General features: G+C 72.3%; 20 protein-coding genes. 13 read left to right on the top strand and 7 right to left on the bottom strand.

What is annotated here, in order from left to right; all coding sequences use genetic code 11:
- Positions 1 to 21 precede the first annotated feature (21 nt).
- The 3 genes from P3T35_RS11135 to P3T35_RS11125 form a co-directional block, all read right to left on the bottom strand.
- Positions 22 to 3,294 (bottom strand): type 2 lanthipeptide synthetase LanM family protein, encoded by a 3,273-nt coding sequence (locus P3T35_RS11135; RefSeq protein ID WP_180356823.1) that lies wholly within the window; start codon positions 3,292 to 3,294, stop codon positions 22 to 24.
- A 115-nt stretch (positions 3,295 to 3,409) separates the two neighbouring features.
- Entirely contained in the window at positions 3,410 to 3,589 is a 180-nt protein-coding gene (locus P3T35_RS11130) for a hypothetical protein (RefSeq protein WP_180356822.1), read from the bottom strand.
- A gap of 344 nt (positions 3,590 to 3,933) precedes the next feature.
- The gene (locus P3T35_RS11125) at positions 3,934 to 4,908 is read right to left on the bottom strand and encodes a magnesium transporter CorA family protein (protein ID WP_101384555.1); all 975 of its coding nucleotides are present in this window, start codon (positions 4,906 to 4,908) and stop codon (positions 3,934 to 3,936) included.
- 251 nt (positions 4,909 to 5,159) lie between these two features.
- Between P3T35_RS11125 and P3T35_RS11120 the strand changes: the two genes are divergently transcribed.
- A complete protein-coding gene (locus tag P3T35_RS11120) occupies positions 5,160 to 5,657 on the top strand; it encodes a universal stress protein (RefSeq protein ID WP_101384554.1) in 498 nt (165 codons plus the stop codon).
- A 32-nt stretch (positions 5,658 to 5,689) separates the two neighbouring features.
- Here the strand turns inward: P3T35_RS11120 and P3T35_RS11115 are convergent, their stop codons facing one another.
- The gene (locus tag P3T35_RS11115; RefSeq protein WP_280705626.1) at positions 5,690 to 7,807 is read right to left on the bottom strand and encodes an alpha-galactosidase; all 2,118 of its coding nucleotides are present in this window, start codon (positions 7,805 to 7,807) and stop codon (positions 5,690 to 5,692) included.
- 140 nt (positions 7,808 to 7,947) lie between these two features.
- On the opposite strand from P3T35_RS11115, the gene P3T35_RS11110 reads away from it, so the two are divergent.
- The 7 genes from P3T35_RS11110 (at position 7,948) to P3T35_RS11080 (ending at position 16,455) form a co-directional block, all read left to right on the top strand.
- Positions 7,948 to 9,105 carry an ROK family transcriptional regulator gene (locus tag P3T35_RS11110; RefSeq protein WP_101384552.1) on the top strand — a complete coding sequence of 386 codons (1,158 nt, stop codon included), beginning with the start codon at positions 7,948 to 7,950 and terminating at the stop codon, positions 9,103 to 9,105.
- Positions 9,106 to 9,236: 131 nt separating this feature from the next.
- Positions 9,237 to 10,502, top strand: a complete 1,266-nt coding sequence (locus P3T35_RS11105) for an extracellular solute-binding protein (RefSeq protein ID WP_101384551.1) — start codon at positions 9,237 to 9,239, stop codon at positions 10,500 to 10,502.
- 20 nt (positions 10,503 to 10,522) lie between these two features.
- The gene (locus tag P3T35_RS11100; protein WP_101384550.1) at positions 10,523 to 11,491 is read left to right on the top strand and encodes a sugar ABC transporter permease; all 969 of its coding nucleotides are present in this window, start codon (positions 10,523 to 10,525) and stop codon (positions 11,489 to 11,491) included.
- Between the two features lie 7 nt (positions 11,492 to 11,498).
- Positions 11,499 to 12,335, top strand: coding sequence for a carbohydrate ABC transporter permease (locus tag P3T35_RS11095; RefSeq protein ID WP_101384549.1), 837 nt, complete (start codon positions 11,499 to 11,501; stop codon positions 12,333 to 12,335).
- Between the two features lie 43 nt (positions 12,336 to 12,378).
- Entirely contained in the window at positions 12,379 to 14,133 is a 1,755-nt protein-coding gene (locus P3T35_RS11090) for a beta-galactosidase (protein WP_101384548.1), read from the top strand.
- 102 nt (positions 14,134 to 14,235) lie between these two features.
- The gene (locus P3T35_RS11085; RefSeq protein WP_101384547.1) at positions 14,236 to 15,069 is read left to right on the top strand and encodes a PIG-L family deacetylase; all 834 of its coding nucleotides are present in this window, start codon (positions 14,236 to 14,238) and stop codon (positions 15,067 to 15,069) included.
- A gap of 183 nt (positions 15,070 to 15,252) precedes the next feature.
- On the top strand, positions 15,253 to 16,455 hold the full coding sequence (locus P3T35_RS11080; protein ID WP_101384546.1) for an MFS transporter: 1,203 nt from the start codon (positions 15,253 to 15,255) through the stop codon (positions 16,453 to 16,455).
- A gap of 37 nt (positions 16,456 to 16,492) precedes the next feature.
- Here P3T35_RS11080 and P3T35_RS11075 read toward each other — a convergent pair whose 3' ends face one another.
- The 3 genes from P3T35_RS11075 to P3T35_RS11065 form a co-directional block, all read right to left on the bottom strand.
- The gene (locus P3T35_RS11075; RefSeq protein WP_101384545.1) at positions 16,493 to 17,104 is read right to left on the bottom strand and encodes a cysteine dioxygenase family protein; all 612 of its coding nucleotides are present in this window, start codon (positions 17,102 to 17,104) and stop codon (positions 16,493 to 16,495) included.
- 120 nt (positions 17,105 to 17,224) lie between these two features.
- Positions 17,225 to 18,553, bottom strand: a complete 1,329-nt coding sequence (locus P3T35_RS11070; RefSeq protein ID WP_101384544.1) for a cysteate synthase — start codon at positions 18,551 to 18,553, stop codon at positions 17,225 to 17,227.
- Positions 18,554 to 18,586: 33 nt separating this feature from the next.
- Positions 18,587 to 18,793 carry an MbtH family protein gene (locus tag P3T35_RS11065; protein ID WP_101384543.1) on the bottom strand — a complete coding sequence of 69 codons (207 nt, stop codon included), beginning with the start codon at positions 18,791 to 18,793 and terminating at the stop codon, positions 18,587 to 18,589.
- A gap of 435 nt (positions 18,794 to 19,228) precedes the next feature.
- On the opposite strand from P3T35_RS11065, the gene P3T35_RS11060 reads away from it, so the two are divergent.
- From P3T35_RS11060 to dpgD, 5 genes are all read left to right on the top strand, one after another.
- Complete coding sequence (locus tag P3T35_RS11060) at positions 19,229 to 20,458, top strand: PLP-dependent aminotransferase family protein (RefSeq protein ID WP_280705618.1); 1,230 nt, start codon at positions 19,229 to 19,231, stop codon at positions 20,456 to 20,458.
- A 103-nt stretch (positions 20,459 to 20,561) separates the two neighbouring features.
- Positions 20,562 to 21,641, top strand: a complete 1,080-nt coding sequence (dpgA, locus tag P3T35_RS11055) for a 3,5-dihydroxyphenylacetyl-CoA synthase DpgA (protein WP_280705612.1) — start codon at positions 20,562 to 20,564, stop codon at positions 21,639 to 21,641.
- Between the two features lie 98 nt (positions 21,642 to 21,739).
- Positions 21,740 to 22,390: an enoyl-CoA-hydratase DpgB gene (gene dpgB, locus P3T35_RS11050; protein ID WP_101384540.1), complete on the top strand. Its 651-nt coding sequence runs from the start codon at positions 21,740 to 21,742 to the stop codon at positions 22,388 to 22,390.
- A gap of 59 nt (positions 22,391 to 22,449) precedes the next feature.
- Positions 22,450 to 23,718, top strand: a complete 1,269-nt coding sequence (gene dpgC / locus P3T35_RS11045) for a (3,5-dihydroxyphenyl)acetyl-CoA 1,2-dioxygenase DpgC (RefSeq protein ID WP_101385576.1) — start codon at positions 22,450 to 22,452, stop codon at positions 23,716 to 23,718.
- A gap of 142 nt (positions 23,719 to 23,860) precedes the next feature.
- Positions 23,861 to 24,661, top strand: coding sequence for an enoyl-CoA-hydratase DpgD (gene dpgD / locus P3T35_RS11040; protein WP_101384539.1), 801 nt, complete (start codon positions 23,861 to 23,863; stop codon positions 24,659 to 24,661).
- Positions 24,662 to 25,132: the final 471 nt, after the last annotated feature.

Raw genomic sequence — 25,132 nt, 5'->3', positions numbered from 1 at the left:
TCCGCATCACCATCCTGACTGTCAGTCGGGCAGCGGCCCCCGCAGGGCGAGGACCGACGGGACCCGGTCCGGTGCCGCCAGCCGCAGCAGGCCGTGGCCGATGCCGGCGATGCCGACCATCAGCGAGGGGCTGTGCACGCCGTGGGGCAGACCGCAGACCCAGCCGCGCCGGTCCAGCTCGTCCAGGGTGGCGGCGGCTTGTCGCAGGCCGGCCTCCCGCCACCGGCCGCCGGCCAGCATCAATGGCTCCAGATTGCCCAGATCGCCGTGGCAGAGCGAGAAGTTGTGGCCGAAGCCATGGCGCACGACGGTGTCCAGCGCCACCTCCCGCTCCTTGGCCAGCAGGTCGTGGTCCGCGAGCAGCCCGGCCAGCTCGATCCGGGCCAGGCCGATCCCGGCCGCGCCGTGGCACCACAGGACCGGGTAGGACGGGCCGTCGGGCGAGCCGTCCTCACGCACGTCGCGCCAGTTGGCGGCCTGCGGGTCGAAGAGCGTGCGTTCGTACTCCAGCGCGTCCAGGGCCAGGGCGGGCAGCTTGTCGTCACCGAGCAGCCGGCCGGCCGTGGCCAGCGCCCAGGCGATGCCGGACGCGCCGTGCGAGAGCCCGGCCAACGGGCGCTCGACCGTCGCGGCCAGCGTGGCCGGCAGCCAGCCGACGCCGCCCTGCGGATGCGGGCGCGCCGCGGCGGCGAGCCGTTCGGCGCAGCGGGCCAGGGCGTCGGTCACCGTTGGGCCGGGGCGCACCGTTCCCCAGGCGCTGAGGCCGGCGATCGTGCCCGCGTCACCGGCGATCAGGTCGTGGGCGTCGTCCTCGGCGGCGGTGGCCCGGGAGACCAGCAGCTCGGCGAGGGCGTCGAGCTTCGGGTCGCGGTGGTGGGCGGCGAGCTGCGCGAGGGTGTAGAGCAGGCCACCGGTGCCGGTCAGGCCGCCGGTGAGGCGGTCGGCGCGTCGGCGGATCTGGTGGCGCAGCGTGCGTTCGGCGGCGCCGGCGGCCCACAGGTGCTCGGCGTCGCCCGTCAGCCCGGCGAGCTGGTGCAGGAAGAGGGTGACGCCGGCGGTGCCGCTGTACAGGTCGGGGCCGAGCTCGGCAGCCGCCCAGCGCCCGGGCGGGGCCCAGTTGGGGCCGATCCAGGCGAGGTCGGAGGTGCCGCGGTACGCCTCGCGCAGCAGCTGGTCGGCGGCTGCGGTGGCTTTGGCGAGCGCGCGGGTACGCAGCGCCGCGGGGTCGGGCAGCGCGGGCGACGCCGGGTCGGGCAGCGCGGGCGACGCGAGGGAGTCGGGCGCGTTGACGCGGGCAGTGGCAGTGGTGGTGTGCGGCTCGCCGGCACCGTCCGCCGTGGTGATCGACAGCCGTAGCAGCCGGCACTGCCGTGCCAGGTCGGCGGGGCCGAGCCGGTCCAGTTTCTCCAGCGCCAGTTCCAGTGCGGGCCGGTCGGTGACCGCGGGGATGACGGCGCCGCTCGCTGCGCGGGCGTCGACACCGTCCGGGCGTACGGTGAACACCGGTACGTCGCCGCGCCACAAGTCCGCCCGCTCGTGGGCGACGAAGGCGAGCGCGCTCTCCTCCCAGGCGGCGATGGCCCACAGTCGGTCCAGGTGGCGGTCCTGGTCGAGTGCGTCGCGCAGCAGGTCGGGGTGGCACGCGGTGGCGAGCAGGCTGCGGTACTCCAGTGTGTCGCGGCGCAGCAGCCTGGTCTCGTCCGCGGCGAACGCCTTCACGAGCTCGCGCACCCGCGGTTTGTCGGCGGCCAGCACCTGGTACGCCTCGGTGAAACCGGCCTCCACCTCGGCGGCGTAGTCAGCCAGTCGCAGCGGGACGCCCGGCGGCACCGGCCGGCTTCCGGTGGCTTCCAGGGGCACGCGGCGGTACTCGATGCGCAGCTCGTCGGTGCCCAGGCCGACGAGTTCGGGCATCGGGCGCGGCGGCAGCTTGGCCGGGTCCCAGCCGAGTGCGGAGAGGTCGGCGCCGCCGTTTCCGTCCTCGTCCCACAGTCGCTCGGGCAGCAGGCCGGAGCGGAGCACCGAGTGCAACGCGTCGTGCCGGGCGAGGCGTTCGGACTCGGAGAGGTCCTTGCCGGGCTCGCGCAGGTCGGGGTGGAGCAGCGCCTCAAGGTCGATCAGCACCGGTTGGTCGCGCACGGCGAGCAGGTTCTGGGCGTGGCAGTCGACCGCGTCCAGCAGGTAGAGCAGTGCGGCCAGACTGCCGGCGCGGTGGTGGAAGTCGCGCAACTCGGTTTCACCGCAGGCCGGTTCCGCGGTGACGTGGGCCATCCAGCCGTAGCCGTCGCGGGGCAGGTGGGGCACGTCGAGCAGCGGCAGGCGCAGGCGCGGATTGATCCAGCGCAGCAGCTGCTGGAAGTGCGTCTCGGCGTCCAGCGGGCGCGGCTTGTAGACCAGTCGCAGACCGTTCTCGAACCGCAGGCCGCAGACGCTGGCGCCGCCGCGATGGAAGTCGCCCAGGCCGGTGGTCACTTCGGTGAGCCGGCCGAGCGGTCGGCCGTCGGCGAAGGTCTGCGACAGGGCCGGCAGGTCGGCGGCGAGGCGGCGCAGCAGGGCGAGGCCGGTCGCGACCCACTGCCTGGCGGAGGTGGTCAGGCGGCGGGCCAGCACCGGGTACTCCGCCAGCAGTTCGACGGCCCGCGCGGGTTCGGTGAGCCGCTGGACGAACTCCCGGTAGCGCTCCTGCGGGGTGTCGCCGGTCAGCCCGCCGGTGAGCTTGGCGACGTGCAGCTCCACGATGACCGTGCGGGCGGCCATCGCGTGCGCGGTTGCGGTGAGGGCGGGGGCGAGCAGCTCGCTCAACTGCTCCGGGGTGCCGATCGGCATCGGTCCCAACTCGGCGACACCGGAACGCAGTTGTTCGTGTGCTGCGGTCAGCAGTGGGGCGACCAGCGCGGCGAAGGGGTACTCGTCGTCGATCGGTGCGCTCCGGTCGGCGAGGTGTGCGGCGGGCGCGCCCTCGAAGGCGGCGATCAGGTCGCGGAGCCACGGCTCGGAATCGTCCAGGCGGTCGGCGAGGCGGTCGGCGAGCGCCTCGGGGCTCTCGGCGAGCAGGGCGCGCAGCCGGTCGGTGTCCAACTGGTCGGCGGCCAGCCGCCGGTCGAACCAGTCGTCGTGGTCGAACGGCGGCTGGGCCTGCCAGCGCGCCAGCCGGCGCTCGGCGCGTGCCAGGCGTTCGGCCGCCCCGGCGCCTTCGCCATGGGTGCCGGCGGCGTGCGGCTCGGAGCCCTGCCCTCGCCGGTCCAGCGGCACGGCGCGGGCCGCGGCCCGCCGCAGTTCGGATGCGTCCACCACGCCCGTCTCCCCTTCGGTGTGCCCGGACGTGCCCCCGGGACCGTACGGACCGGTCCCGGGGGCACACGGCGGCGGTGAAGCCACCGGTCGGCGGGCGTCGTGCCCGCCGGTTCGATCAGTAGCTGCAGACGCGGCCGCAGCTGGAGTACCCGTCACAGGTGCTGTTGGTGAGCGCGGCCGAGACGTACACCTCGTCCGCCGGGTTGCCGGCCGGGTGGAGCGTGTACCCCTGGCCGAGGCCCAGACGGAAGTCCTCGTCCTTGAGCGCGCGGACCTGCTCGGCGGTGGGCAGCATGTTGCCTCCAAGTTGGGTTCGAACTCAGTACGGACTTGCGGCACTACTGTGCTGACCCGGGATCCTCGCAGCGACCCACCAGTCACACCAGCCCCGTGCAACCGGGCCGGACCGGATTCGGCCGGACTGGCCGGCTGCTCGGCCGACGCCGCGTGCGGGGCCGCCGCGCTGCTGGGAGCCCCCGGACGGTCGCATGCCCACCAACCGGACCGCCGCACATCGTGACCAGAAACCGTCGGTGCCGACCGGTTGAACAGCAGGGTGCGCTTGAGCGACCCGGTCCGGGGGAATGGTGGCCCGCTTCGTGCCGGGCCAGGGCCAGGGCCCGACCCACCCGGCTGCCGTCAGATCCAGTCCCGGCGCCTGAAGGTGAAATAGAGCAGGACCGACAGGACGATCATGATGATGGTCGAGGCCCAGAAGCCGCCCTGGGTGCCGAATCCGGGATAGGGGACGTTCTGACCGTAGAAGCCGGTGACGGCGGTGGGCACGGCGATGATCGCGGCCCAGCTGGTGACCTTCTTCATGATCATGTTCATCCGGTTGCCCTGCACCGTCAGGTTGGTCTCCATCACCGTCGTGACCAGGTCACGCAGCGACTCGGTCCACTCGGTGGCGCGCAGCACGTGGTCGTAGACGTCCTGGTAGTACGGCATCATCTGGTCGCTGACCAGGTGGATGTCGCGGCGGAGCAGCGAGTTGACGACCTCGCGCATCGGCAGCACCACGCGGCGCAGCTTGACCAGGCTCTTGCGCAGCTCGAAGGAGGTGCGCTGAACCTCCTGGATCTGCTGGGGGCCGTCCTCGAAGAGCAGGTCCTCCAGTGCCTCGATGCGGTCGTCCAGCACCTGGACGGCGCTGAAGTGGCCGTCGACCAGGTAGTCCAGCAGCCCGTGCACCAGGAAGCCGACGCCCTGCTTGGCCAGGTCCGGGGCGTTGTCCCAGCGTTCGACGACGCGGTCCATGTTGCAGTGGGTGCCCTTGCGGATGGTGATCAGGGCGTTGTGGGTGATGAAGGCGGCGATCTCCTCCGCCCTGAACTCGCCGGTGCCCTCGTCGAGCGCGACCGCGTAGGCGGACAGGAACAGATGGGTGCGGTAGCGGTCGAGCTTCGGTCTCTGGTGCTCCTGGCGGGCGTCCTCGACCGCGAGGGCGTGCAGGCCGAACTCCTCGGTGATCATCTCGAAGTCCGCGGACTCCGGATCGCTGACGTCCAGCCATACCGTGCAGTCGGGGTCTCCTATGTAGTCGGAGATGTCCTGAGCTGGGAAGTCCTCCAGTTCGAGGTTGCCGTTGCGGTACAGGCGGGTGCGCGTCATGGCGGACACCTTAGCCCTGACCTGCGGCGCGGCTCGGCTCGGCGCCCGCTGCCGAGGCGCGGCGACCGAGCGGGCGGCGGCACGACATCAAGAGATCGTTAAGGAAATCCAAGGTCCAATGGCTTCTGTGGCCCATGCATCATCCATACCTGGACGACTTGACCTACGATCTTAAGGCGCTATGATCGTCTCACCTGAAAAACAACGGACCGCAGCGAGCGGATCCACGACTGAGGGAAGTGCAGCACACCATGGGCGAGTCCACCCGGGTCATCGTCGGCGTCAGCGGTTCGCGGCGCAGCGCGGCGGTCCTGCAGCGCGCCGCCGCGGAGGCGGCTCGACGCGGTGCCGAGCTCGTCCCGGTGATTGCCTGGACCCCGGTCGGCGGCGAGCCGGCCTACCGCACCCAGCCCTGCCCCTCGCTGGCCGCCGCCTGGGAGAAGGCCGCCCGCGGCCGCCTCGACCAGGTCTTCGCCGAGGTCTTCGGCGGCTACCCGGCCGACCGGCTGATCACCCCGGTGGTGATCCGTGGCGAGGCCGGCCCCGCGCTGCTCCAGGTCGCCGACCGGCCCGACGACCTCCTGGTGATCGGCTCCGGCCGCCGCGGCCGGCTCCAGCGCCTGCTGCACGGCGAGGTCGCCCGCCACTGCTTGGCCCGCGCCCGCTGCGCCGTGACCGTCGTGCCCGCCGAGGCCCGGCTGCCCGTCGCGCGTCGCGGCGGCTGGCTGGACCTGGTGAAGGCGGCCTGAGGCAGCTCCCGAACCGCCGACCCTGATCCGGCTCAGTCGAGTCTGGCCAGCCGGATCAGGCAGCTGGCGTAGTCCCCCGCCGGCAGCGGCAGGTCGATGCCGCAGTGGCGCAGGGTGGTGCCGCTGTGCGTCCGGCCGCTGTCCACGTCCAGGTAGCGGGCGTCGGGGTCCAGGGCGGGCAACCGGAGCGCGGCGGGCCGGTGGCCGAAGCGGGTGGTGGGGCGCCAGACGAGCAGGGCGTGCGCGGTGTCGTCATCGGCGGCGTAGTGGACGGCACTGACACCGTCCTGGCCGGTCAGGCGGTGCTGGTGGCCGTGCTGGACCAGCGGCCGGATCGCCTTGTACCGGGCGACCAGGTCGGCGGCTTCGCGCAGCTCCTCCGAGGACCACCGGGCCAGGTCCCCACCGAGGCCGAGGGCCCCTGCCATGGCGACATGGAAGCGGAACCGCAGCGGGGTGGTCCGGCCGGTGGCGGCATTGGGGCAGTCGGTGACCCATGCGGCCATGGTCTGGGCCGGAAAGAGCTGGCTGTAGCCGTGCTGGATGCCGATCCGGTCGACCGGATCGGTGTTGTCGGAGGTCCAGGCCTGGTCGGTGCGGGCCAGCATGCCGAGGTCCACCCGGCCGCCGCCGCCCGCGCAGGCCTCGATCCGCAGGCTCGGATGGTCGTCCCGGAGTCTGTCCATGATCCGGTGGACGGCCCGGGTGTGGTCGATCCAGAGCCGGTCGGGGTCTGGATGACCGGCCCACCCGACGTCGGTGAAGGCCCGGTTGGCATCCCACTTGAGCCAGTCGACGCCGTTCTCCCGCACCAGCCGATCGAGCGTCAGCTGCGCCCAGGCCTCGACCTCGGGGTGGGCGAAGTTGAGGACCAGCTGGTTGCGGAGCTCGGTCGCCTCCCTGGTCGGGGCGTGCAGCACCCATTCGGGGTGGGCGCGGAACAGGTCGCTGTCGGCATTGACCATCTCCGGTTCCACCCAGACCCCGAAGTCCATGCCCAGCCGGTGCACATGGTCGGCGAGCGGGCGCAGGCCGTCCGGGAACGCCTCCCGGCGGGGCGACCAGTCGCCGAGACCGGCCCGGTCGCTGCTGCGCGCGCCGAACCAGCCGTCGTCCAGCACGAAGAGTTCGGTGCCCAGTCGGGCGGCCAGCTCTGCCAGCCGGAACTGGCCGGCCAGATCGATGTCGAAGTGCGTGGCCTCCCAGGAGTTGTAGACCACGGGCCGGTCGCGCCGGGGCTGTGGCAGTACGTGGCCGCGGATGTGGTCGTGCCAGGCACGGCTGGCCGCGCCGAAGCCGTGCGGGGTGTAGAGGCCGGCGAAGACCGGCGTGGTCAGGGCCTCGCCCGGTCGCAGGGTCCAGTGCAGCCCCTCGTGACCGAAGCCACCGGTCCAGGTGGTCCGGCCGACCGGGTCGCGGTGCACGGTGATCCGCCAACTACCGCTCCAGGCAAGGGCAGTGCTCCAGACCTCGCCGTGCTCCTCGGTAGCGGTGCCGTCGTCGACCGCGAGCCAGGGGTTGGCGTGGTGGCTGGTGATGCCGCGGCGGCTGGTGAGCACGGTCTCGGCGATCGGAAGGCGGTCGCGCTGGAGCTGGAACTCGCTGTTCCAGCCGCCCACCAGGTGGCTCAGCCGGTAGTCGGCGAGTCGCGGGGCGGTCCAGGAGGCGGAGTCCAGCCGGTCCACGGTGATCGGTCCGTCCGCCGGGCCGCCGGTGTGGGTGAGTTCGGTCCAGCGCTCGATGACGTCGCTGCCGGCGCGCACCCGGTAGCAGAGGTCGGCGGCCAACGGGTAGTGGCGGTCGGACAGATGCAGCCGCAGCTCGCCGCCGTCGACGGTGTGTCCGGTGAAGCGCCACTGGGCGCCGCGGGTTCCGTCCGCGAACCGCACCTGCAGGCCGGCCGGTCCGAACCGGGCTCCGGTCTGCGGAGCGAGTTCGTCCGCGGCGGCATCCGCCTCGAAGCTGCTGTCCGCGGGTGAGACCGCCGGCGGCAACCCGCTCAGCTCGGCGAGGTCGAGGGGGGTGCCCCAATAGTGGTGCCGGGGGCTGCCGTCGGTGCCGATGCGCACGGCGTAGCAGCTGTGGGGGGTGCTGAGAACGGCGAGACCGCTACCGGGATCGAAGAACGCCGTCGGACGCGTGGCAGGCACGGGAGCTTCCCAAGGGGTGCGGGGACGGGTGGCCATCGAGGAGGGCTCGTGGCAGGCGACGGAAGTGGCCCAAGGCTAGGGGCGCAACGAGAGGGAAATCAATACTGGACGAAGTTATTTATTTGCCGTAGGTTCCAGCCGTGTTTCCGAACCATGCGCAGCCGCTGGTCACCGCGCCAGCCGAAACCGCAGTCCTCGCCCTGCTGTTGACGGAGGGTCCACTCAGCCGGGTCGAACTGGCCCGCCGCACCGGACTGTCCGGAACGGCCGTCACCAAGGCCGCCAGGCCGCTCATCGACGACGGATACCTGCACGAACTCCCCCCGGAACGAACCGCCCCGGGCGCCGGGCGCCCGGTCAACCCGCTCGCGGTCACCCCCGACCGCGAGTTCTTCGTCGGAGTGAAGATCAGCGCTGACACCCTCTTCGGTGCCGTCTGCGACCTGAGCGCCGAGATGCGCGCGACCGCCAGCCGGCCGCTGGGGGACCGCGACCCCGAGGCGGTGTGCCGCCTGCTGACCGAGCTGGTCGGTGAACTGCTCGACTCCGAGCCCGAGTTCCGGGCTCGCACCCGGTACCTCGGGATCGCGGTCTCCGGCGACGTGGACCGTGACAGCGGCCGGGTGCGGTACTCCGTGCTGCCCGGCTGGCGCGACGTACCGCTGGCCGAGACGGTGGCCCGGGCAACCGGACTGAGCGTCACCGTGGAGAACGACGTCAAGGCGTTGACCGTCGCCGAGCACTGGTTCGGCGACGGCATCGGGACCGAGTACTTCGCGCTGGTCACCATCGGCGCCGGTATCGGCTCGGGGCTCGTCGTCAACGGCCAACTGCTGGCCGGCGCCTACGGCGTGGCCGGCGAGATGGGTCACATCAGCATCGACCCGTCAGGCCCGCGCTGCCACTGCGGCATGATCGGCTGTGTGGAGGCCGTCGCCTCCAGCGACGCCATCCGCGACGCGGTGCGCAGCGCCACCGGTCAAACGGAGCTCGACTTCGGCGCCGTGGTCGACCTGGCACGCGGCGGCGACCCCGCCGCACGGGACGCCTTCGCCCGGGCCGGCCGCGCGATCGGCGTGGGCATCGCGACCCTGGTGAACCTGGTGGGGCCGGAGCGCGTCGTCGTCACCGGGGAGGGACTCGACACCTACGACCTGTTCGGCATCCACATCAAGGACGCGTACGCCGCGCACTGCTTCAAAGCGGCGGCGAAGTGCCCGCTGACAGTCCGTCCGCTCCCCTGGGAGGAGTGGGCCAGAGGTGCCGCCGCCCTGGGCATCCAGGCGCTCTTCCCCTAGCCAGCGCACGTCCGACCTTCGCACAACATCACAGCGCGCCCGGCCGGTCCCCCGCCACTGCCTGCCAGCACATGATCAGGGACGCCGGCCGGGTCGAACCCACCCCCACCCTCACAACCCGAGGATGCGAGATGAGTGCACACGGAACCGAGCTTAGCCGACGCGGATTCCTCGGCGGATCCCTGCTCTTCGTGGCCGGCGCCGCCGCGGCCTGCAGCACCAGTCCGACCGGCGGCGCCGGTGCCAAGACGACGCTGAACGTCTGGTTCCACGCCTACGGAGAGGCCGGCACCCAGCAGGCGGCCACCCGCTACGCGAGCGCCTTCACCAAGGCCAACCCCGACATCGCGGTCAAGGTCACCTGGATCCCCGGCGACTACGCGAGCAAGCTCAACGCGACCCTGCTCACCGACGGCGCCCCGGACGTGTTCGAGATCGGCGACTTCGACGAGTTCCTGGCCCGGCGCGGCCAGATAGCCGCACTTGACGACCTGTACGGCAGCGCCAAGTCCGACTTCGAGCAGGGCGACCTCGACCAGGCGACCGTCGACGGCAAGCTCTACGGCGTCAAGACGCTCGACGACGTGATGATGCTCTACTACCGCAAGGGCGCCCTCGCCAAGGCGGGCATCACGCCGCCCACCACCTTCGACGCCCTCGCCTCCGCGGCCAAGGCGCTGACCACCAAGGACACCAAGGGCCTGTTCCTCGGCAACGACGGCGTCGGCGACAGCCCGCTGCTGGCCGTCTGGTCCAACGGCGGCGAACTGGTCGCCGACGGGAAGGTGTCCTACGCCTCCCCGCAGGCCGTCGAGGCCGTGTCGGCCCTCAAGCGGCTGCACGACGACCAGTCCCTGCTGCTCGGCTTCACCACCGACTGGTGGGACCCGTCCGCGTTCGTCCAGAACGTGGTCCCGATGCAGTGGGGCGGCCTGTGGTCGATGCCCGCCATCAAGACCGCACTCGGCGACGACTTCGGCGTCCTGCCCTGGCCGGCCCTCAAGCCCGGCGGTACCCCCGCCCTGCGGGTCGGCGGCTGGACCAGCTGCGTCAACGCCAAGGGCAAGCACGTGGACGCGGCGAAGAAGTTCGTCCAGTGGCTCTGGATCGAACAGACCGACCTGCAGAAGGACTGGGCGGAGGGCTACGGCTTCCACATCCCGCCGCGCAAGTCCGTCGCCGCGTCCGCCGACAAGCTGTCCCAGGGCACGGCCAAGGAGACCGTGGACCTCGCCGCCAAGTTCGGCCGCCGCAACCCCGGGATCTGGGACCCCGCCGTGAGCACCCCGTTCACCGCCGCCGCGGCGAAGGTCGTCAGTGGTCAGGGCGACCCCGCGCAGCTGCTGGCGGATGCGGCCAAGCAGGCGCAGGCCGCAGTGGACAAGCAGCGCACCTGATGAACCCCGCGCCTTCCTCCATGACGCGCACCGCGCGCGGCGGGCGTTCCGCAGCCGCGCCGCCGGACGCCGCCCCGGCTCGGCGGTCCCACCGGGACCGGCGGGCCTGGGGTGCGTTCGCGCTGCTCACCGCCCCGATGCTGATCGGCCTCGGCATCTTCAAGTACCTGGCCATCGGCTGGAGTTTCCTGCTCAGCTTCAGCGCGGCCCACGGCACCATCGGCCTGGGCCACTGGGTCGGTCTGGCCAACTACCGGACGCTGCTGGGCGATGCCGCATTCCGCAGCTCGCTCCTCGACATCCTGCTGTTCACCCTGTTCATCGTGCCGGTGACCTTCGCCGCTTCGCTGGGGCTCGCCCTCCTCGTCCACCGGATCCGGCGCGGCCGAGCCGTGCTGCGCACCGCTTTCCTGCTCCCGGCCGCCGTCTCCTACGTCGCCGCCTCGCTGCTGTGGAAGATGTGCCTGTTCAACGGACTGCCGGCGGGCATCGCGAACATGGTCCGCGACTGGTTCGGGATGGCACCGGTGCCCTGGCTGCTGACCACCTCGCCACCGCTGTACTGGGTCGTCATCATCACCCTGCGGCTCTGGCTCCAGGTCGGCTTCTACATGGTGCTCTTCCTGGCCGGCCTGCAGGGCATCCCCGCCGAGGTCCACGAGGCGGCCGCGCTCGACGGCGCGACCGGCTGGCGACTGCTGCGCCGGATCACCCTGCCGATGCTGCGCAACACGTCGGTCGCGGTACTGATGCTGCAGTTCATCGCCGCCTTCCAGGCGTTCGACGAGTTCTACAACCTCTTCAACAGCGGGCTCTCCGGGAGCAGCACCGCGCCCGTCCAGACCCCGCTGATGTACCTGTACAACACCGCGATGGGCGACCAGGACTACGGGCTCGGTTCGGCCGGTGCCTTCGTGGTCACCGCACTCATCGTCCTGGTCACGCTGGTGCAGGGACGGATCACCGGGTTCGGCAAGGGCGAGGAGTGAGCGGACGATGAGAAGCCTCCCGCAGGCCCTGCGGCTCTCCGCCCGCGGCCTGGTCGCCGGTCTGCTGACCGTGCTCTTCCTGACGCCGTTCTACCTGATGCTGCGCAACGCCCTGATGGACAGCCGGGGTCTGACCTCACCGCACTGGACGTGGTGGCCGTCGACGATGCACTGGGGGAACTTCACCGCGCTGTTCAGCGACCCCAGCGTGCACATGGGCGACGCGCTGCGGAACTCGCTGCTGATCGCGGTGATCACCGCCCCCGTGTCCACCCTGCTGGCCTCGGCCGCCGGCTATGCCTTCGCGCGGATCCCGGTGCCGGGCAAGGGAGTCCTGCTCGCGCTGGTGGTCGGCACGCTGATGATCCCTGGCTCGGCGACCTTCGTGCCCACCTTCGTCGTGGTGGGCTCGCTCGGCGGGGTCAACACGCTCTGGGGCATCATCGCGCCCGGGCTGTTCAACCCGTTCGCCGTCCTGCTGTTCCGCAACTTCTACCTGCGGTTCCCCGCCGAACTGGAGGAGGCCGGTAGGCTGGACGGTCTCGGCTGGCTGGGCCTCTACGGCCGGATCGCGCTGCCCAGTTCGGGGGCCATGCTCGCCTCACTGGGTGCGCTGGCGTTCATCGACAGCTGGAACGGCTTCCTGTGGCCGCTGGTCATCGGCCAGGACCCGTCCGCGTGGACGGCACAGATCGCGCTCTCGACCTTCCTCACCTCGCAGACCATCAACCTGCCCGGTCTGTTCGCCGGTGCCGTCGTGACCATCACCCCTTTGGTGGTCATGTTCCTGGTCGCCCAGCGGTACATAGTCGAAGGCATCGCCACCAGCGGCCTCAAGGGCTGAGCCGCCCCTCCCACAAGTCCCGTCGGCAAGGAGCACCACCGCAATGCCTCGACTGGAGATCGCCGCAGACGGCTTCCGTCTCGACGACCGACCGTTCCGCATCATCTCCGGCGGACTGCACTACTTCCGGGTCCACCCGGAGCAGTGGGCCGACCGCCTGCGCAAGGCACGGCTGATGGGACTCAACACGGTCGAGACCTACGTCCCGTGGAACCTGCACGCGCGCCGGCGCGGCGAGTTCCGGATGGACGCGGGTCTCGACCTCCCCGGTTTCCTCGACCTCGCCGCTGCCGAAGGCCTGCACGTGCTGCTCCGGCCGGGCCCTTACATCTGCGCCGAGTGGGAGGGCGGCGGCCTGCCGTCCTGGCTGCTCGCCGACGAGGACACCGAACTGCGCAGCCGCGATCCACGCTTCCTGCGGGCGGTGGACGAGTACTTCGGCGCCCTGTGGCCCGCCCTGCTGCCCCGCCTCGGCAGCCGTGGCGGTCCGATCCTCGCCGTGCAGTTGGAGAACGAGTACGGCGCCCACGGCAGCGACGCGGGCTATCTGACCGAGCTGGCCGAGCTGTTGGCCAAGCACGGGGTGGACGTGCCGCTGTTCACCTGCGACCAGCCCGCCGACCTGGCACGCGGCGGCCTCGACGGCGTGCTGCGGACCGTCAACTTCGGCAGCCGGGTGGCGGCGGGGCTGGCGGAGCTGCGCGGGCACCAGCCGACCGGGCCGCTGATGTGCTCCGAGTTCTGGATCGGCTGGTTCGACCGCTGGGGCGGCGCCCACACCACCCGCGGCGCCGAGGACGCGGCCGCCGACCTCGACCGGCTGCTCGCCGCCGGCGCCTCCGTCAACCTCTACATGTTCCACGGCGGCACCAACTTCGGCTTCACCAACGGCGCCAACGACAAGGGCACCTACCGGCCCACCGTCACCTCCTACGACTACGACGCACCGCTGGACGAGGCCGGCGAGCCCACCGCCAAGTACGCCGCCTTCCGCGAGGTGATCGCCAAGCACGCGCCGGTTCCGGACCAGCCGCTGCCCGCCCCGGCCGCCCGGCTGGCCCCGGTGACCGTCCGACTCGGCGAACACGCGAGCCTGTTGGACCAGTCCTGCGTGCTCGGCCGCGCCGTGCTCGCCGACCGCCCGCTCACCATGGAGCAACTCGGCCAGCCGTTCGGGTTCGTGATGTACGAGACCGTCGTTCCCGACGCCGGGCCGACCGTGCTGCGGATCGAGCGGGTCCGCGACCGCGCCCAGGTGTTCGTGGACGGCCAGCCGGTCGGCGTGCTCGAACGCGAGAACCACGAGCACGCCCTCTCCTTCAACTCGCCGGTCCGGGGAGCGCACCTCGCCGTGCTGGTGGAGAACCAGGGGCGGGTCAACTACGGCCCCCGGCTGCCCGACCGCAAGGGTCTGCTCGGCGAGGTGACCGTCAACGGGCGCGAGCCGGCCCACTGGTGCAGCCGCCCGCTCCCGCTGGACGGCCTCGACGACCTGACCTTCACCGCCTCCCGGCACGACGCGCCTCCGGTCGGTCCGGCCTTCCACCGCGGCTTCCTGGACGTCGCGGAGCCGGCCGACTGCTTCCTCTCGCTGTCCGGCTGGACCAAGGGCCTGGCCTGGATCAACGGCTTCGCGCTGGGGCGTTACTGGTCGCGCGGCCCGCAGCAGACCCTGTACGTGCCCGCACCGGTCCTGAGGCCGGGCCGCAACGAGGTCACGGTCCTGGAACTCCACTCCCCCGCTGCCCCGACCGTGCGGCTCCTCGACACCCCCGCGCTCGGCTCCGGCGAGGAGTGACCGGCTCCGACCGTGGCCCAGGTCATCCCGATAATGCGGGCGCCCACCTGCCCGCGTACCGCAGACTCGGAGCGAGCACTTTTCACACGGGAGGATGGTTCCATGGTCGATCGGCCCTTGACCCTGCTGGCGGTGCACGCGCACCCCGACGACGAGGCCACCGGTACAGGGGGTGTCCTCGCGCGGTATGCGGCGGAGGGCATCCGCACGGTCCTCGTCACCTGTACTGACGGCGCTTGCGGCGACGGACCGGGGGGTCTCAAGCCGGGCGAGCCCGGGCACGATCCGGTCACCGTCGCCGCGATGCGCCGCCGGGAACTCGAAGCGAGCTGCGAGGTCCTGAAGGTCAGTCATCTCGAGCTCCTGGAGTACGGCGACTCCGGGATGATGGGCTGGCCCGCCAACGACGCCCCCGGGTCCTTCTGGCGGACGCCCGTTGAGGAGGGCGCCGCCCGCCTCGCCGAACTCCTGCGGCACTACCGGCCCGATGTGGTCGTGACCTACGACGAGAACGGGTTCTACGGCCACCCCGACCACATCCAGGCGAACCGCATCACGATGGCCGCGCTGGCGATGACCGGGATGACGCCGAAGGTGTACTGGACGACGGCGCCGCGCTCGATGATGCAGCGGTTCGGGGAGGTCATGCGCGAGTTCGGCGCGGACTGGGAGGAGCCGGATCCGGCGGAGGCCGCCGCGATGCCCGAGATCGGACTCCCCGACGAGGAGATCACCACCTGGGTGGACACCACCGAGTTCGGCGGCCAGAAGTTCGATGCGCTCGCGGCGCACGCCAGCCAGGGCGAGAACATCTTCTTCCTCAAGATGGGCAAGGAGCGGTTCACCGACCTGATGGGCGTGGAGACCTTCGTACGAGTCCACGACACCACCGGCGCGGCCGTGCCCGAGAACGACCTCTTCGCCGGGCTGCGCTGATCCCGGCGCTGTGACCGGACCGGGCGGGGGCCAGGTCCGGTCACGGCCGGCCGAGGGACCGCGCCTCCCGCCCGAGCCCTCCCCCGGCGCCCTTCACCTGGTGGGCGGGCCACGGAGGCCATCCGGCGCATCCGGCCCTGCCGGGTCGGATCCCGCCGGAGCCGGACCCTCTACCGTGGGTGGATGACGGATCGCCCGACGGGTGGGCCTGCCGCGGGCCCCACGGCCTACCTCGGGGCCGCGGCCGCCTTCGCCGTCTGCATGGCGGGCACCACCCTGCCCACCCCGCTCTACGGCCTGTACCAGCAGCAGATCGGCTTCTCCGAGCTGATGGTGACGGTCGTGTTCGCCGTCTACGCCTTCGGCGTGATCGGTGTCCTGCTGCTCGTCGGCGATGTCTCCGACTCCGTCGGACGCCGGCCCGTGCTGCTGTGCGGGCTGGCACTCGCGGCCGGAAGCGCCGTCGCCTTCCTCGCCGAGCAGGGCCTGCCGCTGCTCTGGGTGGGTCGCCTGCTGTCCGGCTTCTCGGCCGGCCTGTTCACCGGCACCGCCACCGCGTACGTCCTGGAGCTCGCCCCGCCCGGACACCGGGCCCGCGCCGGCTTCGTCGCGACCGCCGCCAACATGGGCGGCCTGGGCTGCGGACCGCTGCTGTCCGGCCTGCTCGCCGAGTACGCGCCCGGCCCGCTGGTCCTGCCGTTCGTCGTGCACCTGGTGCTGCTCGCCGCGTCGTTCACCGTCCTGTGGTTCCTGCCGGAGACGGTCCCCGGAGCCCGCCCGCTGCGCACCGCCCGCCCGCAGCGACCCGCCCTGCCGCCCGAGGTGCGCGGGGTGTTCGTTCCGGCGGGGGTCGCCGTCTTCGCCGGGTTCGCACTGCTGGGTGTCTTCACTTCGGTCAGCCCGGCGTTCCTCGCCCAGAACCTGGGTGTCCACAACCACGCGGTCGTCGGCCTCATCGTCTTCGCGGCCTTCTTCGCCTCCACCCTCGGCCAGCTCCTGGTGCCCCGGCTCGGCACCGCGCGGGCCGTCCCGCTGGGCTGCCTGGTCCTGATCGCCGGCCTGGCCCTGCTCGCCGCCTCGCTCGCGTGGACCGCCCTGCCACCGCTGGTGCTCAGCGCCCTCGTGGGCGGCGCGGGCCAGGGCATGGGCCTGCGCGGTGCCGTGGGCGAAGTCGCCGCCGCCGCTCCCGCCGAGCACCGCGCCGGCGTCCTCTCGGCGCTCTTCGTGGTCGCCTACTTCGGCATCTCGATCCCGGTCATCGGCGTGGGCCTGCTCAGCGAGCCACTCGGTCTTGCCCACGCCGGCCTGGTGTTCACCGCCTGCATGGCCGTACTCGCCGCCGCCTCCGGCGGCTACCTGCTGCGCCGCGCCCACGCCCACGCCTGAGCGCACAAGGGCCGCCGGTCGCGGCGGGGTTGCGGGCTCAGGCCCTCCCCGCATCGCCTGCACCCGGGTGGATCGGCAGGTCGTAGACGCGCCGGATGCTGCTGCCGCGCACACTCACGTCGGCGCCGTAGACGTGCAGCGAGACGACCTTGCCGCTGGTGGCGTTGCGCACCAGGTGGATGTCACCGGGCGGGGTCAGGTGGGCGACGGCTCCGGTCGGGAAGACCGTGGTGGCGACCGGTTCCAGCACGGCGCGGCCGTCCTGCTCGGCGAGTCGGAAGGCGGTCTCCTCCTCGGCGCCGAGGTAGGTGCCGACCACGCACCAGGCGGTGTGGTCGTGGATCCGGGTGGCCTGGCCGGGCAGCCAGACCAGGGCCACCACCGAGAACGAGCCGTCCGGCTCGACGTGCAGCAGGTGCTGGCGGTACGCGTGCGGGTCGGGCTCCAACTGCGCGGGGGTGAGCAGGTCCGGGTGGCGGAGGAAGGACGCGAGGACGGCGGCGACCCGCGCGGCCACCGGGCCGTCGGAGTCCTCGGTGCGGGTGGGGCGCAGTTCGGTGCGGATGGCTGCGGTCAGCTCGGTGAGCCGGGGCGTGCCGCTGGATGCGGCGTGCGCGGTTCGCGCGGTGGGTGCGGTGGGTGTCGTCATGGCTCAGACGACCGCCGGGTGCAGCTTGCGGATGGCTGCGGTCAGCTCGGTGAGCCGGGGCGTGCCGCTGGATGCGGCGTGCGCGGTTCGCGCGGTGAGTGCGGTGGGTGTCGTCATGGCTCAGACGACCGCCGGGTGCAGCTCGCGGGTGTCGGCGAGGCGGGCGGCGAGTTCGGCGATCTCGCCGGGCCGGTGGGCGGTTTCGCGCGGGACCAGCATGGTGGGCTGGTGGCCGGTCAGCTCGTGCTCCAGCGCCAGGCGGGCCCGGCCGCCGCCGGTGATGTTGAGCAGCACGCGGGCGTCGGCGGCCACCTCGCCGTCGCGCACGGCGTCGCGCAGGGCGGCGAGGGCGATGCCGGCGGCCGGTTCGATGTCGATGCCCTCCAGCTCGCGGAAGGCGTCCATGGCGGCTCGGGCGGCTGCGGCGTCGGCGATCCGGACGTGGCCCGCGCTTTCGGTGAGCACCTCGTGCAGGCCGCCGCTTAGGTCGTAGGGCGGGCGCCGGTTGGTCAGCTCGGGGGCGAACGCCCGCTCGGCGGCGGCTCGTTGGTCTTGTTCGCCGTCGGTCAGCCAGGGGCGCTCGCCGGTCTGCCAGGCCTGGTGGACGGGGGCGTAGCAGGCGTTCTGGGCGAGCAGCAGGCGGGGCAGCGGGTCGGTGTCGTGGCCGGGGCGACATCGCAGCCGCAGCGCGGCCTCGTGCACGGCGAGCGCGCCGGCGCCGCTGCCGATGGCCTGGACGTAGTGGTCGGGCGCGGTGCCCATCGCCTCGACGGCGGCGAGCAGGACGGTGGCGAGCCCGTCGCGCCGGCCGACGTTGCGGGTGCCGCCCTCGGGTGTGAAGCCGGGCTGCTGGGCCAGTGCGTCGCCGAGGGCGATGGCGTCGGCGTAGTCGGCGTCCTCGACCGCGACCACCTGGACGAGTTCGCCGCCGGGGGTGCGGGTGCGCAGCCGCGGCAGGGCGCCGGCCGGGACAACGATCACCACCGGGACCCGGTGGCGGGCGCAGAGTTCGGCGAAGGCGGTGGCGGTGTTGCCCGCCGAGGTGACCACCAGGGTTCCGGCGTCCTGGGGGATGCGGCCGAGGACGGTGGCGGCCTCCAGTTCCTTGAAGCTTCCGGTGGTCAACTCGCCGCCGCGTTCCGGCCAGTAGCCGTTGAAGGCGATCCACAGCTCGGTCAGGCCGAGCGAGGCTGCCAGCCGCCGGCTGCGGTAGACGGCGGTGCGGCCGGTGTCGGGCAGTGTGCGGCGCACCGGCAGCCAGGAGTGGTAGCGGTAGACACCCTGGAACGCGGGATCCGGTGTGAACGCGGTGGCCTGGTACTCGGTGCGCAGCAGGCCCGGCGCGTGCGGCTCGGGGCAGCCGAGCGCCAGCCCGTCGTCGGGTCGGCGCTGCCCGCAGACGGTGCAGCGCAGGCGGTAGTGGGAGGGGCGGCGCTCGGCGTGGTGCATCAGTTGCGTCCCGGGGGGTCAGGAGAGGGAGGGTCAGGCCATCGCGCGGGCGAGGCTCGCCGGGCGCATGTCGGTCCAGGTGGCGGTCACGTGGTCCAGGCACTCCTGGCGGCCCGCCGGGCCGTGGGTGATGGTCCAGCCCTGGGGCACCTCGGCGAAGGCGGGCCACAGCGAGTGCTGCCCCTCGTCGTTCACCAGCACCAGGAACGTGCCTTCGGCATCGTCGAACGGGTTCGTCATCGATCTGGTCCTCTCTCAACTTGCTTTTGATGCAAGGGGTTTCTGGAAATCTGGCGGCGGACTGCGGCCCGGGGCGCACTGGTGGCTGCCGCCGCCCGGTCCTGCCTGATCCGGCGTCACAGCGGTGGCGGGCGGCGGGGCGCGGCGCACCCGGTCGGCCCCGCCTGCGACCGGCGTGCCGGTCCGCGGGGCTGCACTCGCCGGTCAGAGAGTGACTCGCGGGCCGGAACACAAGATCGCCAAGAGGCGAACCGAAGATGAACTCGCCGTACATCCCGGTGGGAATTCCGCGCATTCCCGGTTTGACCGGACGTCAGTTGTCTTGCGGCGATGCGGTGTGGTTATCTGCTTCCCGCACGACCAAGAGAGCGCGAGATCATGAAACTTGAGCTGACAGATCTTCACGAGGCGTTGACCGCACCGGTCAGTGAATCGATGAACTTCCTCAACGAGATTGCCCACAGATTTCCCGACGCCATTTCCCTGGCGGCCGGCCGGCCCTTCGAGGGATTCTTCGATCCGGCCGATGTACCACGGTATTTCGACATCTACCGCCGTTACCTGACGGACCGCCTGGACGGCGACGAGGCCGCGGTGCGCCGCACCCTGCTGCAGTACGGGCGGACCAAGGGCATCATCCACGAGCTGATCGCCGAGCACCTGCGGGTGGACGAGGGCATCACCGCGGCCCCGGACGCCCTGGTGGTCACCGTCGGCTGCCAGGAGGCGCTATGGCTGACGCTACGCGCGTTGCGCCGCGACGAGCGCGACGTGCTGCTCGCCGTGACGCCGAGCTACGTCGGCGTGCACGGCGCGGCCATGATGGTGGACATGCCGGTGCTGCCGGTGCGCGAGGCGGCCGACGGGATCGACCTGGACGATCTGGTGGCCGTGGTGCGCCGGGCCAGGGCCGCCGGCCGCAACCCGCGGGCCTGCTACGTCATCCCCGACTTCGCCAACCCGAGCGGGGTCCGACTGGACCGCGCGAAGCGTGAGCGGCTGCTCGGCATCGCCGCCGCCGAGGACCTGCTGCTGCTGGAGGACAACCCCTACGGGCTGTTCGGCGACCCGGCGGGCCCGCCCACCCTGAAGGCCCTGGACCGCCACGGCCAGGTCGTCTACCTGGGCTCCTTCGCCAAGACCGGCCTGCCGGGCGCCCGGGTCGGCTACGTGCTGGCGGACCAGGAGGTGACGGGCGCGCCGGCCGGCCAGCCCCTGCTCGCCGACCAGTTGGCCAAGCTCAAGAGCATGCTGACGGTGAACACCTCGCCGATCGCGCAGGCCGTGATCGGCGGCAAGCTGCTGGCGCACGGCCACAGCCTGCGGGCCGCCAACGCCCGGGAGACCGAGACCTACCGGGGCAACCTGGCCCAGGTGCTGGCCGGGCTGGAGAAGCGGTTCACCGACCTGCCCTCGGTCAGCTGGAACGTGCCGGAGGGCGGGTTCTTCCTGCTGCTCACCGTGCCGTTCACGGCCGGTGACGACCTGTTGGCGCACTGCGCCGCCGTGCACCGGGTGCTCTGGACGCCGATCCACCACTTCTACGCCGACGCGACGCCGCGCAACGTGCTGCGGCTCTCCTTCAGCCATCTGCTCCCGGCAGAGATCGAGGACGGACTCGATCGCCTTGCGGAGTTCATCCGCGCGCAATCTGCCGGAAATTGAAGAAACGTTACCGGCCCGCTTCGAGAAGAAAGGCCAACCGATCCATGGACGCCTGCACCCCGCTGCTGCGGAGCAAGCCCAGAAGTTGGGGATGGACCTACCGATGACAATGGCCACCGCCCCGCTCGCCCGGGTGATGGGAGTCGGCACCGCCGTTCCCGAGAACTCCTATTCCCAGCAGGAACTGCTGGACATCTTCGAAATACGGGACCCGCGGGTCCGGTCCGTCTTTCTCAACAGCGCCATCGAGCGGCGCTTCCTCACCCTGCCGCCGCAGGGACCGGACGGCACCCGGGTGATGGAGGTCCAGGGCGAACTCCTGGCCAAGCACAAGGCGCAGGCCGTCGACATGGGCGTGCGCGCCGTCCAGGAGTGCCTGAAGGCGACCGGCGCCGACCTGTCCGACATCGGCTACCTCTGCTGCGTCACCACCACCGGCTTCCTCACCCCGGGCCTGAGCGCCCTGATCATCCGCGAGTTGGGCATCGACCCGCACACCAGCCGGCTCGACGTGGTCGGCATGGGGTGCAATGCTGGCCTCAACGCCCTTAACGCGGTGACCGGTTGGGCACACGCCCACCCGGGCCGGCTGGCCGTGATGGTGTGCGCGGAGGCCTGCTCCGCCGCCTACGTCTTCGACGGCACCATGCGCACCTCGGTCGTCAACAGCCTCTTCGGGGACGGCTCCGCCGCGCTCGCGGTGCTGGCCGGCGAGCCGGAGCTCCCGCTGCCGCAGGCGAGCGGCCCGAGCCTGCTGAAGTTCGCCAGCTACATCATCACCGACGCGATCGACGCGATGCGGTACGACTGGGACGGCGACCAGGAGCGGTTCAGCTTCTTCCTCGACCCGCAGGTGCCCTACGTGGTCGGCGCGCACGCCGAGCGGGTGGTCGACCGGCTGCTGGCCGGCACCGGGCTGCGGCGCAGCGACATCAGCCACTGGCTGGTGCACTCCGGCGGCAAGAAGGTGATCGACGCGGTCGGCGTCAACCTCGGCCTGACCCGGCACGACGTCCGCCACACCACCAGCGTGCTGCGCGACTACGGCAACCTGTCCAGCGGCTCGTTCCTCTTCTCCTACCAGCGGCTGCTGGCCGAGCGGGTGGCCGAACCGGGCGACCACGGCGTGCTGATGACGATGGGCCCGGGGTCCACCATCGAGACCGCCCTGGTCCGCTGGTGACCGCGGCCGACCGCCGCCGAGCGTCGACCCGAACCGTCCACCGCATGCCACACCAAGCCGTCTGCCAGTACCAGGCCAGCGAGTAAGGCGACACCACCGTGAACCACTCCCCCGAACTGCTGCTCGACCTCGACGGCAGCCGGCCGCTGTCGCCCGACACCGTCGCGGCCCTCAACGCGCTGTGCGACCGCGCCGAGGACGCCGATGCCCGCGGCCCGGTCGTGCTGACCGTCACCGGCACCCCTGCCACCGCCCCCGCCGGACCGCTCCCGCTGGTGAACAAGTGGGAGCGGGCGCTGCGCCGTCTGGAGCGCGTCGACCTGCCCACCGTGGCCCTGGCCGGCGGCGACTGCGGCGGGGTGGCGCTGGAGGCCCTGCTCGCCACCGACCTGCGGATCGCCCGGCCCGGCACCCGGCTGCTCCCCGCGGCCGGCCCCGCGGGCGTCTGGCCCGGCATGGCCCTGTACCGGCTGGCCAACCAGATCGGTGTCGCCGCGATCCGCCGCACCGTGCTGCTCGGCACCCCGCTCACGGCCGAGCGGGCCGTGGCGCTGGGCCTGCTGCACGAGCTCGCCGCGGATCCGGCCGCCGCGCTGGCCGGCCTCGCCGACACGCTGGCGGCCCTGGCGGCCGACGGCCCCGCGATCCGCCGTCAGCTGCTGCTGGACGCGACCACCACCAGCTTCGAGGAGGCACTCGGCCGCCACCTGGCCGCCTGCGACCGGACCCTGCGCGAGGTGGCCCGGTGACCGCTCCGGCGCAGGACGCGCCGGCCACCGTCGGCCCGGACCTCGCCGCCGCCGGCCGGGTGGTGACCGACACCGCCGAGCGGGTCGCGGACCTGCTCGCCGCACTGCCCGAGCCGGCCCACCGCAACCCCGAGCAGCGCGAACGCGCCACCGAGGCGAAGAACCTCGCCCGTTCCGTGCGCAGCCGCTTCATGAGCCTGCACGGCGAAGCCGTCTACCGGGAGCTGACCGCCAATCACAGCCTCGACCTGCGGCTGCCCGAGCTGGTCGCCGGCGCCGCCGTCAACTACCCCGGGCTGGTCCCGTCCGCCGAACAACTGGTCGTCGAGCAGGCCCGGTCGCAGGCCGACAAGGAGGGCCTGGAGATCGACCAGGGCATCTTCCTGCGCGAGGTGCTGCGCTCCCCCACCGCGGGCCGCCACCTGATCGACGCGATGGCCCTGCCCACCGAGCGCGCGCTCGGCCTGCTGCCGGAGTTCCGCCGCACCGGCCGGCTGGACCTCGGCTCGGTGCGCCTGGAGCGCCGCGGCAGCGCCGCCCACCTGACCATCGTCCGCACCGACTGCCTCAACGCCGAGGACAACCGGCACGTCGAGGACATGGAGACCGCCGTCGACCTCGCGCTGCTCGACCCGGCCGTGTCGGTGGGCCTGCTGCGCGGCGGCGAGATGACCCACCCGCGCTACCGGGGCCGACGCGTCTTCAGCGCGGGCATCAACCTGAAGAGCCTGCACGCCGGGAAGATCTCACTGATCGACTTCTTGCTGCGGCGCGAGCTCGGCTACATCAACAAGCTGCTGCGCGGCCTGCGGGTCGACCACGCCGGGGCCTGGCACACCCCGGTGATCGAGAAGCCCTGGGTGGCGGCGGTCGACACCTTCGCGATCGGCGGCGGCGCCCAGCTGCTGATGGTCTTCGACCGGGTGCTGGCCGCCACCGACTCCTACGTCAGCCTGCCCGCCGCCCAGGAGGGCATCGTGCCCGGCGCGGGGAACCTGCGGCTCGGCCGGCTGGCCGGTGGGCGGATCTCGCGTCAGGTGGTGCTCTGGGGCCGTCGGATCCACGCCACCGAGCCGGACGCCGGGTACCTGCTCGACGAGGTCGTCGAGCCCGACCGGCTGGACGGCGCGGTGGCGGAGTCGCTGGAGCGCCTCGACAGCCCGGCCGTGGTGACCAACCGCCGGATGGTCAACCTGGCCGAGGAGCCGCCGCAGCTGTTCCAGCAGTACATGGCCGAGTTCGCGATGCAGCAGTCGCTGCGGCTGTACAGCGAGGACGTCATCGGCAAGGTCGGCCGGTTCACGGCCGCCGCCCGCTCGCACGCCTGACCGGTGGGTGCGCCCGTGGTCGGTGACGGGCGCGCCCACCGCCTGACCGTGTGCTCACCCGCACTCTCAGCCTCACCCGACAGCAGCGCCACCGCGCCCCGATCGCACCCCGATCACGCCCGAGCCGAACGGAACTTCGACCATGGAGCTCACCAGGATCCGCTACGAGAAGCGGGACCGGGTCGCCCACGTGACCCTCGACCGGCCCGAGCGCCGCAACGCCATGGACCTGCGCATGCACGAGGAACTCGCCTACGTGTGGGACGACTTCGAGGCCGACGACGACCTGTGGCTGGCCGTCCTCACCGGTGCCGGCGACCGCGCCTTCTCCGCCGGCCAGGACCTCAGGGAGCTGGCCGCCCGGATCGAGGACGGCACCGCGGCTCCCTCGACCTTCGGCAGCCGCGGCAAGCCCGGCTGGCCCCGGCTCACCGAGCGCTTCCAGCTTGCCAAGCCGGTGATCGCCCGGGTCAACGGCCACGCGTTCGGCGGCGGCTTCGAACTCGCCCTCGCCTGCGATGTGATCGTGGCCGCCGACACCGCCACCTTCGCCCTGCCCGAGGCCAAGCTCGGACTGATCGCCGGCGCCGGCGGAGTCTTCCGGCTGACCCGGCAGGCGCCCTACCGGGTCGCGCTCGGTCACCTGATCAGCGGTCGGCCGATGACCGCCGCCCGGGCCTACGAGCTGGGCCTGGTCAACGAGGTCGTCCCGGCGGCCGAGTTGGACGCCTGCGTGGCCGCCTGGGTCGCGGACATCCTGCGCTGCGCCCCGCTCTCGGTCCGCGCCGTCAAGCAGGCCGCGGCCGCCGCGGCGACCATGCCCCTGGAGCAGGCGTTCGCCACCCGGTTCCCCTGGGAGGAGCGGCGGATGCACAGTGCGGATGCGCTGGAAGGGCCACGCGCCTTCGTCGAGAAGCGCGAGCCGCGCTGGCAGGGGCACTGACGCCGGAGCGGTGTGGCGGCGCCGGAGCGGCGTTGCGGCCCCCCATCGGTGTGGCGACGCCGGATCACAGTGGCGACGCCGCGTCAGCATGGCGGGGCCGCGTCAGCACGGCGAGGCCGCGTCAGCATGGCGAGGCCGCGTCAGCATGGCGGGGCCGCAACCGGTGGCCTGCCGGCCAGGCTGCGCTTCGCATGCCGCTTGCGTTGGCGCCGAGCAACGTCGCAACCCGCTGACCTCCGGGTTTGCAACCCCGTGCCGGAGCGGCGAAGACGTGAGTTGTTCCATGCTTTACCCGGAGTCCACCTGCTCGGCCCTCGAAGTGACATTGCCTCAGGCAGCGTGACGCCCGAGCATGATCCGCATCGCCGGCGGATCCTCCACCCCCGTCAAACGTCCTCGGACCCTACGCGTCCGAGCGCGATCCCCCCTTGCGTCGTCGCCTCCATGCGCGGCCGCTGCCGAACGAACCGG

Source organism: Kitasatospora sp. GP30, assembly GCF_029892145.1.
GTDB lineage: Bacteria > Actinomycetota > Actinomycetes > Streptomycetales > Streptomycetaceae > Kitasatospora > Kitasatospora acidiphila.
The sequence above is the reverse complement of the archived record's forward strand: the minus strand, read 5'-3'. Positions and strand labels throughout refer to the sequence as shown.